The 14,106-nt window shown below is 46.9% G+C and carries 11 protein-coding genes; 2 read left to right on the top strand and 9 right to left on the bottom strand.

The window, feature by feature from the left end; translation table 11 throughout:
- Positions 1 to 149: 149 nt before the first annotated feature.
- A complete protein-coding gene (lexA, locus tag ACY2VT_RS02790; RefSeq protein ID WP_055217843.1) occupies positions 150 to 818 on the bottom strand; it encodes a transcriptional repressor LexA in 669 nt (222 codons plus the stop codon).
- Between the two features lie 253 nt (positions 819 to 1,071).
- Here lexA and ACY2VT_RS02785 point away from each other — a divergent pair, with 253 nt between their 5' ends.
- Positions 1,072 to 1,446 (top strand): LysM peptidoglycan-binding domain-containing protein, encoded by a 375-nt coding sequence (locus ACY2VT_RS02785; RefSeq protein WP_022462870.1) that lies wholly within the window; start codon positions 1,072 to 1,074, stop codon positions 1,444 to 1,446.
- 194 nt (positions 1,447 to 1,640) lie between these two features.
- Here ACY2VT_RS02785 and ACY2VT_RS02780 read toward each other — a convergent pair whose 3' ends face one another.
- From ACY2VT_RS02780 to ACY2VT_RS02765, 4 genes are all read right to left on the bottom strand, one after another.
- A complete protein-coding gene (locus ACY2VT_RS02780; RefSeq protein ID WP_117761503.1) occupies positions 1,641 to 2,015 on the bottom strand; it encodes an ArsR/SmtB family transcription factor in 375 nt (124 codons plus the stop codon).
- Positions 2,016 to 2,032: 17 nt separating this feature from the next.
- A complete protein-coding gene (locus ACY2VT_RS02775) occupies positions 2,033 to 3,901 on the bottom strand; it encodes a heavy metal translocating P-type ATPase (protein ID WP_461878794.1) in 1,869 nt (622 codons plus the stop codon).
- Between the two features lie 186 nt (positions 3,902 to 4,087).
- Positions 4,088 to 4,306, bottom strand: a complete 219-nt coding sequence (locus tag ACY2VT_RS02770) for a cation transporter (RefSeq protein WP_055266075.1) — start codon at positions 4,304 to 4,306, stop codon at positions 4,088 to 4,090.
- Positions 4,307 to 4,500: 194 nt separating this feature from the next.
- The gene (locus tag ACY2VT_RS02765; RefSeq protein ID WP_461878793.1) at positions 4,501 to 4,992 is read right to left on the bottom strand and encodes a hypothetical protein; all 492 of its coding nucleotides are present in this window, start codon (positions 4,990 to 4,992) and stop codon (positions 4,501 to 4,503) included.
- Between the two features lie 530 nt (positions 4,993 to 5,522).
- Between ACY2VT_RS02765 and ACY2VT_RS02760 the strand changes: the two genes are divergently transcribed.
- A complete protein-coding gene (locus ACY2VT_RS02760) occupies positions 5,523 to 7,220 on the top strand; it encodes a carbon starvation CstA family protein (protein ID WP_461878792.1) in 1,698 nt (565 codons plus the stop codon).
- Between the two features lie 459 nt (positions 7,221 to 7,679).
- Here ACY2VT_RS02760 and ACY2VT_RS02755 read toward each other — a convergent pair whose 3' ends face one another.
- The 4 genes from ACY2VT_RS02755 to ACY2VT_RS02740 all read right to left on the bottom strand — a co-directional run bounded on the left by ACY2VT_RS02755 (position 7,680) and on the right by ACY2VT_RS02740 (position 13,885).
- A complete protein-coding gene (locus ACY2VT_RS02755; RefSeq protein WP_461878791.1) occupies positions 7,680 to 9,008 on the bottom strand; it encodes a sedoheptulokinase in 1,329 nt (442 codons plus the stop codon).
- 125 nt (positions 9,009 to 9,133) lie between these two features.
- Positions 9,134 to 10,996 carry an ABC transporter ATP-binding protein gene (locus ACY2VT_RS02750; RefSeq protein WP_461878790.1) on the bottom strand — a complete coding sequence of 621 codons (1,863 nt, stop codon included), beginning with the start codon at positions 10,994 to 10,996 and terminating at the stop codon, positions 9,134 to 9,136.
- 2 nt (positions 10,997 to 10,998) lie between these two features.
- Entirely contained in the window at positions 10,999 to 13,386 is a 2,388-nt protein-coding gene (locus ACY2VT_RS02745; protein WP_461878789.1) for an ATP-binding cassette domain-containing protein, read from the bottom strand.
- 4 nt (positions 13,387 to 13,390) lie between these two features.
- Positions 13,391 to 13,885 (bottom strand): HD domain-containing protein, encoded by a 495-nt coding sequence (locus ACY2VT_RS02740; protein WP_461878788.1) that lies wholly within the window; start codon positions 13,883 to 13,885, stop codon positions 13,391 to 13,393.
- Between the last annotated feature and the right edge of the window lie 221 nt (positions 13,886 to 14,106).

Here is a 14,106-nt window from a genome sequence, read left to right as displayed (position 1 = left end):
CTATACAACTATTCGGGAAACGCAGGTTTTTCGAATAGTTGAAGAGTTACTTTCAGAAATCACCGGTTTTTCCTCTGAAACCGCCGAATTTTACAGGCCGATTTCTTGTTCGTTTTTTCACAACATTTTTTATTTTCTTCTTTTATTTTTCAGGATAAAAATCTTAATACTCCGATTACCTTTCCTACGATCTGCAGATCATTCACAAGGATCGGATCCATCTCATCGTTTTCCGGCTGCAGGCGGAAATAACCGTCTTCCTTGTAGAATGTTTTTACTGTAGCGGAATCATTGACCAGAGCGACAATTTTTTCTCCATTTTCCGCAGTTGCCTGTTGTTCCACAAGAACAAGGTCACCGTCTAAAATACCTGCATTTACCATGCTTTCGCCCTGTACCTTTAAAAGGAACGTTTCTGCGTTTGGCAGACGGTCTACCGGCATCGGGAAATATCCTTCAATATTCTCTACCGCAAGAATCGGTTCTCCGGCAGCTACTTTGCCGATCAGCGGAATCTGTGCAACCTCACTCTGGGATGCGGTGTCTTCCGATGCAATTCCCTGGATTGCACCAAGGCGGCCGGTATGGAATCCTTCATCGCAGATTTCAATGGCTCTCGGTTTTGTTGCATCTCGTTTGATATAGCCTTTCCGCTCCAGTGTTTCCAGATGTGCATGTACCGAGGATGTAGAACGAAGGGAAACCGCTTCGCAGATCTCACGCACAGACGGCGGGAATCCTCTCTGCAAAATTTCCTGTTTTAAATATTCGAGAATCTGTCTCTGTTTCTCTGTCAGTTTATTTTTGTCTCCAGCCATCGTATGTTCCTCCTGTCGTTTCGTTTTTTATATGAATTAGGGTAGTCCCCTCTTTCTATACGATATTTGCTTAAAATATACCAAATAAATTTTACCATAAATCCCACCGGAACGCAAACAAAAGTTTCGAAAATTTGTTCGTATTTCGTATTGACAAACATACGTTCTTTTATTATAATGAACATATATTCGAAAGAACAAATGTTCACGTAGCACAACTACTATTCTATCACAAATCAAGGGGGAATTTTACATGAGTACCAATGCAAAGAAAAGAAAATCACTGAGAGAAAGACGAAAAATCCAGAGAAGAAAACTGCAGATCCGCGCAGCCGCCGCTCTCCTGTCTCTGGTTGCCGTCACATTTCTTTTAATCTTCCACTTCACGCCGCAGAATACGCAGGCAGACAGTGAGCCGAAAGCTCCAACCTACAAATACTACACCAGTATCCGCGTTTCTTCCGGCGATACACTGTGGGACATCGCCAAAGAATACCGTACAGAAGAATACTCCGATATTTCCAGTTACATTGCTGAGGTCCGTGAGATCAATCACCTGAGTTCCAACCAGATCACGGACGGTATGTATCTCTGCATTCCGTATTACTCCGAGGAGTATAAATCATGAAATTCAAGAAATACTTTACATAATTCGGTTATGTAAACAAAGTAAAAAAAACAGCTTCCAAAATGCACGGAACCTTCTAAAACAGCATGTTCGGGAAGCATGGTTTACCAAATAAAGAATGAATGTGAAAAGCAGAAACGTCCCGCAAATGAAATTTCTCATCTGCGGGACGTTTCTGCTATCTTATGCTTTTTTTAATCCTCTTCAATATGCTCCTGTCCCTGTGCGATGATTGTCCGTACATGACCATCTGCAAGAGAGTAGAACACCGATTTTCCTTCTCGTCTGCTCTTTACCAGCTTATTCTGCTTCAGAATGCGAAGCTGGTGGGAAATTGCGGACTGTGTCATGTGCAGTGCTTCTGCCAGGTCGCAGACGCATACCTCTGCCTCAAACAGGACAAACAGGATCTGGATCCGCGTGGAATCACCAAATACCTTGAAAAGCTCTGCCAGATCGTAAAGCTCTGTTTCATCCGGCATGGTCTCATTGACAATCTTTACCAGATTTTCATGAACCTCACAGGAGTCACAGCACAGATCAGCTTCTTCCAGATTGATTTTTGCCATTTTGTGTCCTCGTCTTTCTATAGATTTTTCACAAACAGAGCACGAATTGCATTCAGAACCGCCAGAATCATAACTCCGACATCTGCGAAAATTGCCATCCACATGTTAGCGATACCGATGGCTCCCAGAAGCAGGAACAATACTTTGATACCAATTGCAAAATAAATATTCTCATAAACAATGTGAATACATTTTCTGGAAATGTGAATTGCTTTGGAAATCTTGAGCGGATCGTCGTCCATCAGAACGATATCAGCTGCTTCAATTGCTGCGTCGGAACCAAGTGCTCCCATCGCAATACCGATATCGGCACGGGACAGTACCGGTGCATCGTTGATGCCGTCACCTACGAAGGCAAGTTTTTCTTTTTCTGTCTTTGCAGCAAGCAGCTCTTCCACTTTACTTACTTTGTCACCAGGAAGCAGTTCGCTGTAAACTTCATCAATTCCAAGATCTGCAGCTACCTGATCGGCTATCCGCCTGGAGTCTCCGGTCAGCATAATCGTCTTTTTAATACCGGATTTCCGCAGCGCCTGAATCGCCTCTTTCGCATGCGGTTTGATCATATCACAGATCAGGATATGTCCGGCATACTTGCCGTCTACAGCAACATGGACGATGGTGCCGACGCTGTGGCAGTCGATATAATCAACGCCAAGGCGCTCCATCAGTTTTGCATTTCCGGCAGCGACATTTTTACCGTCTACCTTTGCTGTTACACCGTTTCCGCTGATCTCTTCGATGTCCGTGACACGGCTTCGGTCGATCAGTTTTCCATATGCTCTCTGCAGACTCTTGCTGATCGGATGGCTCGAAGCACACTCAGCAAGTGCTGCGTATTCCAGAACATCTTCCTGACTGATCGTATTGTGGTGAATACCGGCTACTTCAAAGACACCCTGTGTCATGGTACCGGTTTTATCGAATACAACGTATTTGGTCTGGGAAAGTGTTTCCAGATAGTTGGAACCTTTCACCAGGACACCTTCATGGCTTGCGCCGCCGATACCGGCGAAGAAGCTGAGCGGAATACTGATGACCAGTGCACAAGGGCAGCTGATAACCAGGAAGGTCAGCGCACGGTAAATCCATACGCTCCACTCAGGAGCGGCACTTAAAAACAGCATCCGTGCCAGCGGCGGCAGGATTGCCAGCGCCAGCGCACCGTAGCAGACGGCCGGTGTATAGTATTTCGCAAATTTGGAAATAAAGTTCTCGGATCTTGATTTCTTGGAGCTGGAGTTTTCCACAAGGTCCAGAATTTTGGATACGGTGGACTCTCCAAACTCTTTCGTTGTTTTTACTTTAATCAGACCGGACATATTGATACATCCGCTGATGACTTCGTCTCCATCCCGGGCGTCACGCGGAACACTCTCTCCGGTCAGGGCACTGGTATTCAGGGTGGTGTTTCCTTCTTTGATCACACCATCGATCGGAATCTTTTCACCAGGCTGTACAACGATGATTGTGCCAACCTCAACTTCATCCGGATCAACCTGCTCGAGTTTTCCGTCTACCTCGATATTTGCATAATCCGGGCGGATATCCATCAGTTCGCTGATGTTCCGGCGGCTCTTTCCGACAGCATAGCTCTGGAACAGTTCGCCGATCTGGTAAAACAGCATAACGGCTACGCCCTCCGGATACTCGCCAAGCAGAATGGCACCGACCGTTGCAACAGCCATCAAAAAGTTTTCATCAAATACCTGTTTATTCAGAATTCCCTTCCAGGCCTTTTTCAGGATATCGTATCCGATGACCAGATAAGGAACCATAAAGGTTGCAAATCGCACATAGCCGGTTGTCGGCAGTACCGCGCAGAGAATCAGAAGAACCGATGCAACGATGACGCGGATGAGAACCTTTTTCTGTTTCTTATTCATACATATGCCTCCTTTGTTCTTACCGCCGGATGAAAAAATCCAGCATTTCATCCCAGAGATTTACAGATCCAAATCCGCTGCTCCAGAGAGAAAATACTGGATTTTTCTCGAGCTGAACCGCAGACAGGTTTTAGAATCTATTCTGCTCCAGCTTTTTCTTCCATCCGCCGATGAAAGTTTTTTATTTTAGAGGAAGATCTCGCAGTCATCCTCAACTTTTTTGCAGTTTTTCAGAACATCCTGCATAACGCTCTTTGGATCCTGTCCGTCTTCGAACTCAACGATCATTTTGAGCATCATAAAGTTTACGGTAGCATCCTTTACACCTGCTGTGTTTTTTGCAGCCTCTTCCATTTTGTTTGCACAGTTTGCGCAGTCAACATCGATCTTATACGTTTTCTTCATCGCTTTTGATCTCCTTTTTCATTTTCACTGTTCATATGAACATTTATTCATATGTTTGTTTTTATTATAGCACCAGTGATGCAATTGTCAATGGAAAACTGAAAAAAATCAAAAAATCTGCCCGTCGGATTTTTTTGATTCCTGCGGGCAGATAGATCTGTTATTTATTTCTCATAAAGAAACGTTATGTTCTGCTATTTTCCACTTTTCCGAATCACAATCTGTCCGAACCGTGCACATCCGTCCAGAACCTCTATTTTCAGAATGCCTTCTCCTGTAACGGTACCGAGTGTGAACAGTTCGAGTGTGTTCGGTGCTGTTTCATATGCAAAATATGGATGAACATCCGAAGTTACTTTCTCACCGGCAGGAGGCATTACCCCTTCAAAAAGAGTCTCTCCCTGAATAGCTGCCTGTACCTTCACCTTTTTGTCTGCACAGTAAGTTACAGAAACCGTATAGGTTTCTTTTTCACGGATTGTATAGGAAGCATACTCTCCTGCTCCCTCTACTGTTTTCCAGCACCACAGATTATAACCGGCGTGGTACTCGGCAAGAATCTCATACATCGTTGTCTGCCATGCGTGCTCATTTCTTCCTCCTGTCTCGCCCATCCACAGGCAGATCTTCTGTTCCCGGCAGGTACGGAGAACGCTGGCAAGAGAAGCTACCTCCGGAACAACCATCTCATACGCATGAAGAAGATTTTTACTATTTTCAGGAAAAAAACACGATATTTTTTAAAAAATTGCTTGACAAACCGAAAAATGAGACTATAATGCAAGTTGTTCCAAAGAAAAAAGGGATCAGAAAAAAGCAATGAGCAGGACAACATTTTTCGGGTGAGCCTTTGCAGAGAACCATCGGCTGGTGCGAGATGGCAGGTATCCCAAAGAACAATCCCCTGTGAGCTGTACAGACGAAACCAGAAATGGAAAGTAGTCCGGACCGGCCTCTCACCGTTAGCAGAGAAGAGATTCACCGGAAAGCATATCAAATTATTTCGGGGATCTTGTCTGAGTGATCGACCAAAAGAAACAGCCGATAATTAGAAGTGGTAACGCGGAGCGTTTTTTGAAAGCTTCGTCTTCTTGCATAAGTCAGGGAGACGAAGCTTTTTTTGTTTCCAAGCATACCAACACAATTGCCTTTTCTTTTTCCATTTGGAATCCATGTAAACTGGAAATATCATTTCAGAACGAGGAGGAATTTTATTATGAACACGTTGGTTATTGTACTGATCGCCGCCGTATGTCTGGTAGCAGGTTATACCTTCTACGGAAGCTGGCTGGCAAAGAAATGGGGCATCGATCCCAAAGCAAAAACACCTGCCGTTGCAAAAAATGACGGTCAGGATTACGTCCCTACCGATGGATGGACCGTATTCGCCCATCAGTTTTCTTCAATCGCAGGTGCAGGCCCTGTCACCGGTGCCATTCAGGCCGCTGTCTTTGGATGGGTTCCCGTCCTTTTATGGATCCTGATCGGCGGTATCTTCTTTGGCGCTGTTACCGATTTTGGTGCGCTGTATGCAAGTGTCAAAAACGAAGGAAAATCCATGGGACTTCTCATTGAGAAATACATCGGCAAAACAGGAAAGAAACTGTTTCTTCTCTTCTGCTGGCTCTTTACACTGATCGTTATCGCCGCCTTTGCCGATATGGTTGCTGGAACATTTAATGCTTACGAAACGGTTGACGGCGTCACAAAGCTTTCTGCCCAGGCAACTGTAAACGGCGCTGCCGGAAGCATCTCCCTGCTGTTTATCGCTTTTGCAGTTGTCTTCGGACTGCTCCAGAAAAAACTGCAGTGGAAAGGCTGGAAAGAAATGGTACTCGGCCTTGCCTGCACTGTTGCAGCCTTTGCAATCGGCATGAATGTACCGCTTGTAACAAGCAAAGCAACCTGGACTTATCTGGTATTTGCCTACATCTTTCTTGCCGCTGTCCTTCCGATGTGGCTTCTGATGCAGCCGCGTGACTTTATGACAACCTTTATGTTTGCCGGTATGATCCTCGGCGCTGTTGTCGGACTTGTTGTTGCACACCCGAAAATGAATCTTCCAATGTACACCGGTTTCCACAATGCGACATCCGGAGACCTGTTCCCGATCCTGTTTGTCACCGTTGCCTGCGGTGCCGTTTCCGGATTCCACAGCCTGGTATCGTCTGGAACCTCTTCGAAAACCATTGCGAATGAAAAAGATATGCAGAAAGTCGGATACGGCGCCATGGTTCTGGAAAGCCTGCTTGCCGTTCTAGCCCTCTGCGTTGCCGGTGCTGCTGCTTCTGCAGACGGTACGGCCGCTGTCGGAACTCCATTTGCCATCTTTTCTTCCGGTGTTGCCGGATTCCTGGAAATGTTCGGCATCCCGGTTTACGGCGCACAGTGCTTCATGACGATGTGTGTATCAGCGCTGGCGCTTACCAGTCTTGATTCCGTTGCACGAATCGGCCGTATGTCCTTCCAGGAACTGTTCACTGTCGATGATATGGAGCATGCCGCCGGATGGAGAAAGCTGCTCTGCAACAAATATTTCTCTACCGTTGTTACCCTGCTCTGCGGTTATATCCTGACCCAGATCGGATATGCCAATATCTGGCCGCTGTTCGGAAGTGCTAACCAGATGCTGAGTGCACTGGTTCTGATCACCCTCTGTGTCTTCCTGAAAGTCACCGGCCGTGAAAACAGAACCCTGTTCCCGCCGCTTATCATCATGCTCTGCGTCACCTTTACCGCTCTGGTAGAGCGTGTCATCGCACTGGTAAAAGCGTATGGAGCAGGAACCGCTGTCTTCCTCGTTGAGGGACTGCAGCTCATCATCGCCATTCTGCTGATGGTTCTTGGTGTCATCATTGTCATCAGCTGTGGAAAAGAACTGTTCCGGAAGAAAGCGGGACAGGAAACGAAATAACAGCTATGTTTCCATGAAATCTTCGTAATTGAAAACGCCGTCTGACTGCAACAAATCAGACGGCGTTTTCAATTACGCGTTTTACATGCTAAAATCTTTTTCTTTAAGCGTTCCGTTTCCATAATCCGTTTTCTAAAAATAGTATCCCTTTCCGTAACCTTGTTCTTCTATAGCAATCCCCGAAAATAATGCAAAAAATTCAGCACCGCAAAGCGTGAATTACTGCGTCACAGATTTTCGTCGTACCCCGGTACGCCTTCAAATCTGTTCCTTGCAATTCGCGCTCTGCAGCACTGCCTTTTTTGCATTATTTTCGGGTCTTGCTATAGTATATACAACGAATGGCGCAGATGCAACTAAATTACGTGTATGTAAATAAAAACAAAATACTACAGCCTGTAAAACACAGACCGGAGCAAGAGAATTGTATTCCATATTTTATTGCCTGTTTAGAAAAAATCAGAAAAAGCTGCTGACTGCGGCTCCGGCGGCGGCCTCTTCTTCATACTCTGCCAGCGTCAGTTCTGCGCCGAACATTTCTTTCATGATTTCGCAGAGGACAGGATTCTTCCGCAGCCCGTTTCCAGATCCAATCATATGCTCGATTTTAATTGCAGTTCCCGCATGGATCGTCTGATACATCGTGTAGAGTTCTCTGCTCATTCCCTCCAGAACTCCGTAGACAAACAATTCCGGCGTAAAATTCTCTGCTGTCAGATTGGTAATGCTTCCCGTCTGCTCCGGGTGGACTCTTGTTCCGTCAAACGTTGTTTTAATCCGAAGTCTCTGCTTTTCTTCCTGCCCTGCATGGACTTCTTTCCCGGCTCTTGCCAGCTGCTCCATGGTCTGATACAGAGGTTCATCCTGTCCGGCTGCTGCTTTTACGAAGTTTCGGAAGAAATGTTCCAGCAGCGCATAGGCTTTTCCTCCGCACAGGGACGATCCAGCAAGAAGATACGTTCCGTTCAGGAAAGGTCTTGCTTCAATTCTGTCTGCCGTAAAATACTGATCGGAAAGCACCGAAATCTGTCCGCCGGTTCCCATATTGATCAGCAGGGTATTTTTCTCCGTTCCGGCTGATCCGAGAAAGCTCGCCTGATTATCACCGATAGCCGTGGTCACCGTGCAGTTTCTGTAGGTTCCCAGAATTTCGATTCCCATGCAGACATCTGGAAGCCATTTTTCTTCTACGCCCATCTGATACAGTTCTTCTGTCAGAAAGCAGTTTTTTTGTCCGTCCCAGAATCCGAAACTTGCGGCATTGCTCGCATGCACCAGCGCTTTTTTCCTTCCGGTCAGCTTCATGCCGAAGTAATCCATGATGGTACAGAGACTGACGGATCCATCTGGAACCAGATGATGTCTCAGATTGTAAATATGTGTGACCAGTCCATAACCGGAGGCCGCCGGGATATGACAGGTCTGCTGAATTTCTTCGATCAGCGAACCATTTTTTCCCTCACACAGATTTCCCCTTGTATCCTGCCAGGTATACAGTGGACTGACACCGTTTCCCTCCTTGTCAATATAAACAATCCCATGCATCTGTCCGGTAAGTCCGATTCGTTCCACGTCCGGGTATCTGTCCAGAAAATCATTCAGCAGCTCTCGGCTTTTCTTCACCAGTTTCTCTGCATCCTGGATCTTTTCCCAGTCATCTGCGGTTGTAAGAAAACTGCCGTTTTCAATTGTTTTTGCCACAAGAACTTTTGGCTTTCCCGTATCTGTTTTTTCCAGAACGACACCGCTGATGGTCGTTGTTCCAATATCAATTCCTATTGTTTTCATTCTTCTTTTACTCCTATTTTCCATAAAATGATTTTCGTCTTCCCAGTCTTCTATACAGATCAGCATTTTCAAAAATCTTCATCTCCTGCATTAGAATGAAAATTGCTGCTGTTTTCTTTTTCATATTATTCTGTATAATACTGTGCCTGCGCATTCCAGAGCTCGTAATACTTGCCTTTTGTATCCGCGATCAGTTCGTCGTGGGTGCCCTGCTGGATCACAGCCCCATCCTGGAACACGGCGATCTCATCGCAGAATTTACAGGAGGACAGACGGTGTGAAATATAGACGGCTGTCTTGTCGCCTGCGATTTTGTCAAACTTTTCATAGATCTCAGCTTCCGCAATCGGATCGAGCGCGGCGGTCGGTTCATCGAGGATGATAAACGATGCATCCTTGTACAGCGCACGGGCAATGGCAATCTTTTGTGCCTCGCCGCCGGAAACCTCCACGCCGTCCTCGGACAGATTCTTGTAGAGCATCGTATCCAGCCCTTTTTTCATGGATGCCAGACGGTCGCCGAATCCTGCATCCACCAGCGCCTTTTTCGCCCGCTCCCTGTCATATTTCATACTGCCCGCCACGTTATTGCCGAGCGGCTGGCAGATGAGCTGGAAATCCTGGAATACTACGGAAAAAATGTTTCGGTAATCGTCGTATTTATACTTGTGGATATCAATTCCGTTCAGAAGAATCTGTCCTTCCTGCGGGTCATACAGGCGGCATAGAAGTTTAATAAACGTCGTCTTTCCGCTTCCGTTTTCCCCCACAACAGCAAGACGTCTGCCGACCTTGAATTTCAGATTCACATGGCGTAAAGACCAAAGTTCCGAACCGGGATAGCGGAAGGATACATCCCGGAATTCTACCTCGTAGCGCCGATCCGAACGTTTCTCTGTCGTCAGGCTGCCCTGATACATCGCATTTGGAATATCCAGAAATTCGAAGGTTTTTTCCAGGTACGGGGTATTCGTTTTCAGAGTACCGATCATATCCGTGAGTGCAAAAACATTCGAAACCATTGCCGTAGCTGCACCCACATACTGGGTAATGCTGCCTACATCAAAGGCACCGCCCAATGCTTTTAAGCAGGTAAATACGTAGATCATACCTGTAGTGAGCGTCGTGATCCCCATTCCCAGGCTGGCGTATATGCCCATTTTCCCCTGAGCCGATTTACTCAAAACACCGCGGACGCCAAAGGAGGAATTGCATTTCCAATACGCACGGATCAGCCGCTGCTGATCATTCATGCGAATGTCCATACTGCGCTTCGCATCTTTCCCGACAAATCCGAAATGACTGAACAGCCGGTTGCCAAACGTTGCTTCCTCTGCAAAATCGCTCCAGCATTTCATAGACGCTGCACTGAGCCTTCCGGCAAGAATACTGATCACCAGGATTCCTGCCGCCAGAATCACCACAAACAGCGGATGATTCAGTACGGTCAGCCATTCCGCATCCTCTGGTACGGGAGACAGAAACAAACTGACCGTCAGTGTCATGCCGCCCAGCAGTCCAAGAACGCTGGTCACTGCGCCAGAATAGACACGCTCAGTCCGCATCAGTCCCCAGGATGCCCAGTTTTCATTCTGCCGGATCTGCTCCCGAAGGTCATGATTTTCCTGCTTATCCAATTCCGCATAATCAAGCTCGAACATTTTATGGATGAACAGAATTTCTTTCCGTCCGTAGAGGTCATTGAGCAGTGAATGATACCTTCTGAAAAGCATTGCTTTTGCAATTGCACCAAGACCCGTACATACCACTCCGGCGAAAACCCATTGCCACAGAATTTCTGCACGTCGCAGAACAGCCAGCTCCGTCAGAATTCTGGCGGAAAAGAATACGGTTACATACGGCAGCACAGCATCAAAGATGCAATACAGCGTCAGGACAGGGAAAAAGGACGGTGTCACTTGATGGAGTTCCCGGACTGCACGCAGGTGCATCGCGGCGGCATGCCGCATCGTTACATTTTCTTTCATTTTTAGAATTCCTTTCCTTCCTGATAATAGCGGCTCTGCACCTCAAAGAGTTCTGCGTATGCACCGCCCGCTGCCAGCAGGCTTTCATGCGTGCCTTCCTCTTTGATTCCGCCGTCTGCAACAAAAATAATACGGTCACAGAACCGGGTCGACGCCAGACGGTGGGAAATAAAGAGGGATGTTTTTCCTGTCGTCATCGCACTGTATTTCTCATAAATATCGTTTTCCGCAATCGGATCAAGAGCAGCAGTCGGCTCATCCAGAAGCAGAATCGGCCCGTCTTTGTAAAGTGCCCGTGCCAGCATCAGCCGCTGCGTCTGTCCGCCGGAGAACAGGATTCCATCCAGATAAACCTCTCGGCCCACATGTGTTTTCAGACCCTGCGGCAGTTTTTCCATCATCGATATCAGCCCTGCTTTTTCCAGGCAGTCGGTAACTTTGTCATAGTCGATATTCTCTGTCGTCTGTGCAACCTGCTCTGCGACGGTCACATCCAGCACGGAAAACTCCTGAAACACGGCGCTGAACAATCCATAATATTCTCTGCGGTTAAATGTACGAATATCCTTCCCGTTCAGCAGCACGGCGCCCTGCGTGGGATCCAGAAGGCCGCACAGGAGCTTCACCAGAGTCGTTTTTCCGGCACCGTTCAGTCCGACAATCGCCAGCTTTTCACCGGGATGAGCCGTCAGTTTCAGCTCATGAATCGTATCCGCATCAGCACCGGGATAGCGGAACGATACCTGATCCATTTTCAGTTCATACGCTGTTGCTTTGGGAACAGTCTCTCCCTTTTCAAACAGGAACGGTTCCGGGTAATCCAGAAATTCACGGACACGGGAGATATCCAGACTTTCTTTCTGCAGTGTGCCGAGTTCCCGCAGAATGCCCATCACCCACTCGGTAAAGGTTGTGACTGCGGTAAAATACAGCAGGAACGAAGAGACACTTAAGTCCTCGTTCAGTGTCATGTTGATCAGATACACATAGGCAATACCGTTTCGTACCATAGTCATCACCACTTCCGTCAGATCTGCCAGCACTTCCACCCGTTCACCGCGAAGCGTAAAATCCAGATAGAGATTGTGGATCTGATCCAGCAGTTCATTCATCCAGTTCTGCAGACCGAAAATACGGATGTCTTTTGCCAGTTCCATCGATTCTGCTTTTAAACGGATGTAGGATTTCTTCTGATAATAGGCTTCTTCCTCTTCCCGGTGCCGGTAGCGCCAGTTGTTGGGATACAGGGATACGAGAAACCCGATCGCACAGGTGGCGATGATCACCAGCAGAAGGACTGGATCCATCCGGGACAGAATGGTCAGATAAATCAGCAGACCGCCCACATTTTTCAAAAGCTGTGTCAAAGTTTCCCATATATGTTCTGTGGCCTGCTCATTGCCCTCGCAGGCCAGATGCGCTTTTTCCCGCAGTTTCAGAAAGGGGTCGCTTAAGGTATTGGGATACGAAGTACCGCTGCATTTTTCCGCAATTTTTCCGATAATCGCCGTGCGGACATCGACCCGCGGGAACAGTGTGTTTGTTTTTACATACTCTTTGCATCCCTGTACCAAAAACAGTGCGGCGGTAAAGATACCAATCGTGACCAACAGATCCTGCACGGATGTTTTCTGCTCCACTTTTGCGAGCACCTCCGGCGCAAGATAGAGCTGCACCAGGTTCAGCAGCACTTCCAGCACTGCGGTCAGCACACAGAAAAGCAGGACTCTTCTGCTGCTGTTCCATGCCATTTTTACCATCCAGCCGATATTTTGGACGGTGTTGTATTTTGGTTTTTCTTTCTTTTTCATTTTCTCACCTCGAGTGTATGTTTTACCATAAAAATTCGCCCCCGGATCATTCTGGGGACGAATTGTCATTTTCACGGTAACGTCGGACAGTGCGTGAACTGTCACGTAGTTGCCGGACACATCCGCATAGCGGATCTGATAAATCGGAACACGTACCATTTCTCCGCCAGTCTCAAAATTCAGAATCTTTTCATTTTTCGACAGCTTCTCCACGGCACGATCCAGCACCAAGCAGAGCTTTTCTTCTTTGACCGGCTTCATCAGATAATGAAGTGCCGCCACTTCGTAGCCTTCGGAAATGTAATCGGAATAACCTGTGATGAAGATGATCTGCACGGTATCGTTGCTTTGGCGAAGCTTTTTTGCCATCGTAACTCCGTCCATTTCACCCATTTCAACGTCCAGAAGCAGAATATCGTAATCACATTCTTCGGCATAGTGGAACAGGAAATTTTCGGCGGAAGGAAACGAATCGATCTGTACCACATGCCCGGCAGATGATGCCCAGCGCTCCACCATATTCCCGATATATTGTCTGTCTGCCTCTGAATCGTCGCAGATCGCAATTTTATACTTCATAGTCTTATTTATTTTCCAGAAACATACTCTTTAACAGCCGCGTTCCCGTTTCCGTCCGAAACACCTTGCCGCAGAAATTCTCAATCACCTGTTTCGAATATCCGCTCTCCCCGGCATTGACAAGGAAATCGGCTTCCAGCAGGATCTGGTAATCCATTCCCTCCACATTGGTGTAGGTATGATGATGGGTAACCAGCCATGTAATGCGTTCGACATCCAGTTCTCCGGCAGGCACATCTCTGAAAAATTCTGCAACCAGCGGTGCGCTCTCCTCTTCCTGATGTTTTCCGCTGGCGTTTCCGTATTTCTCGCGGCACAGCGGGCAGGCGATATCATGGACAACAGCGGCCATTTCCAGCGTTTCCTGTGTTTTCGGATCCAGGCCTTCTGCCTCACCGATGTTCTTTGCATAGGCCCATACTTTCAGAAAATGATAAATGTCATGAATATTTCCTTTGTAAAAATCTGTCATTTTTTCAACTGCAGATGCAACTTTCATCTTGTGTTTCCTCCTTGGCATACTGTCTTTCTCCCCATTATATCACATGTTTCCCGAATATGGGTATCTGATTATCTTCCGATCAGGGATTTCGCTTTTAGTAACGCATATTTATAAGTAGCCCCTTTTCTGTATTCACTTTTCCTTTTTTCTCACAGACAGAACCATTATGCACAAAATTTCCCCTTTTCTGTTTGGAACCGTTTTACCTATTTCTTTTT

The sequence above is a fragment of the Fusicatenibacter sp. genome (assembly GCF_050872605.1).
Classification (GTDB): Bacteria; Bacillota; Clostridia; order Lachnospirales; family Lachnospiraceae; genus Fusicatenibacter.
The sequence above is the reverse complement of the archived record's forward strand: the minus strand, read 5'-3'. Positions and strand labels throughout refer to the sequence as shown.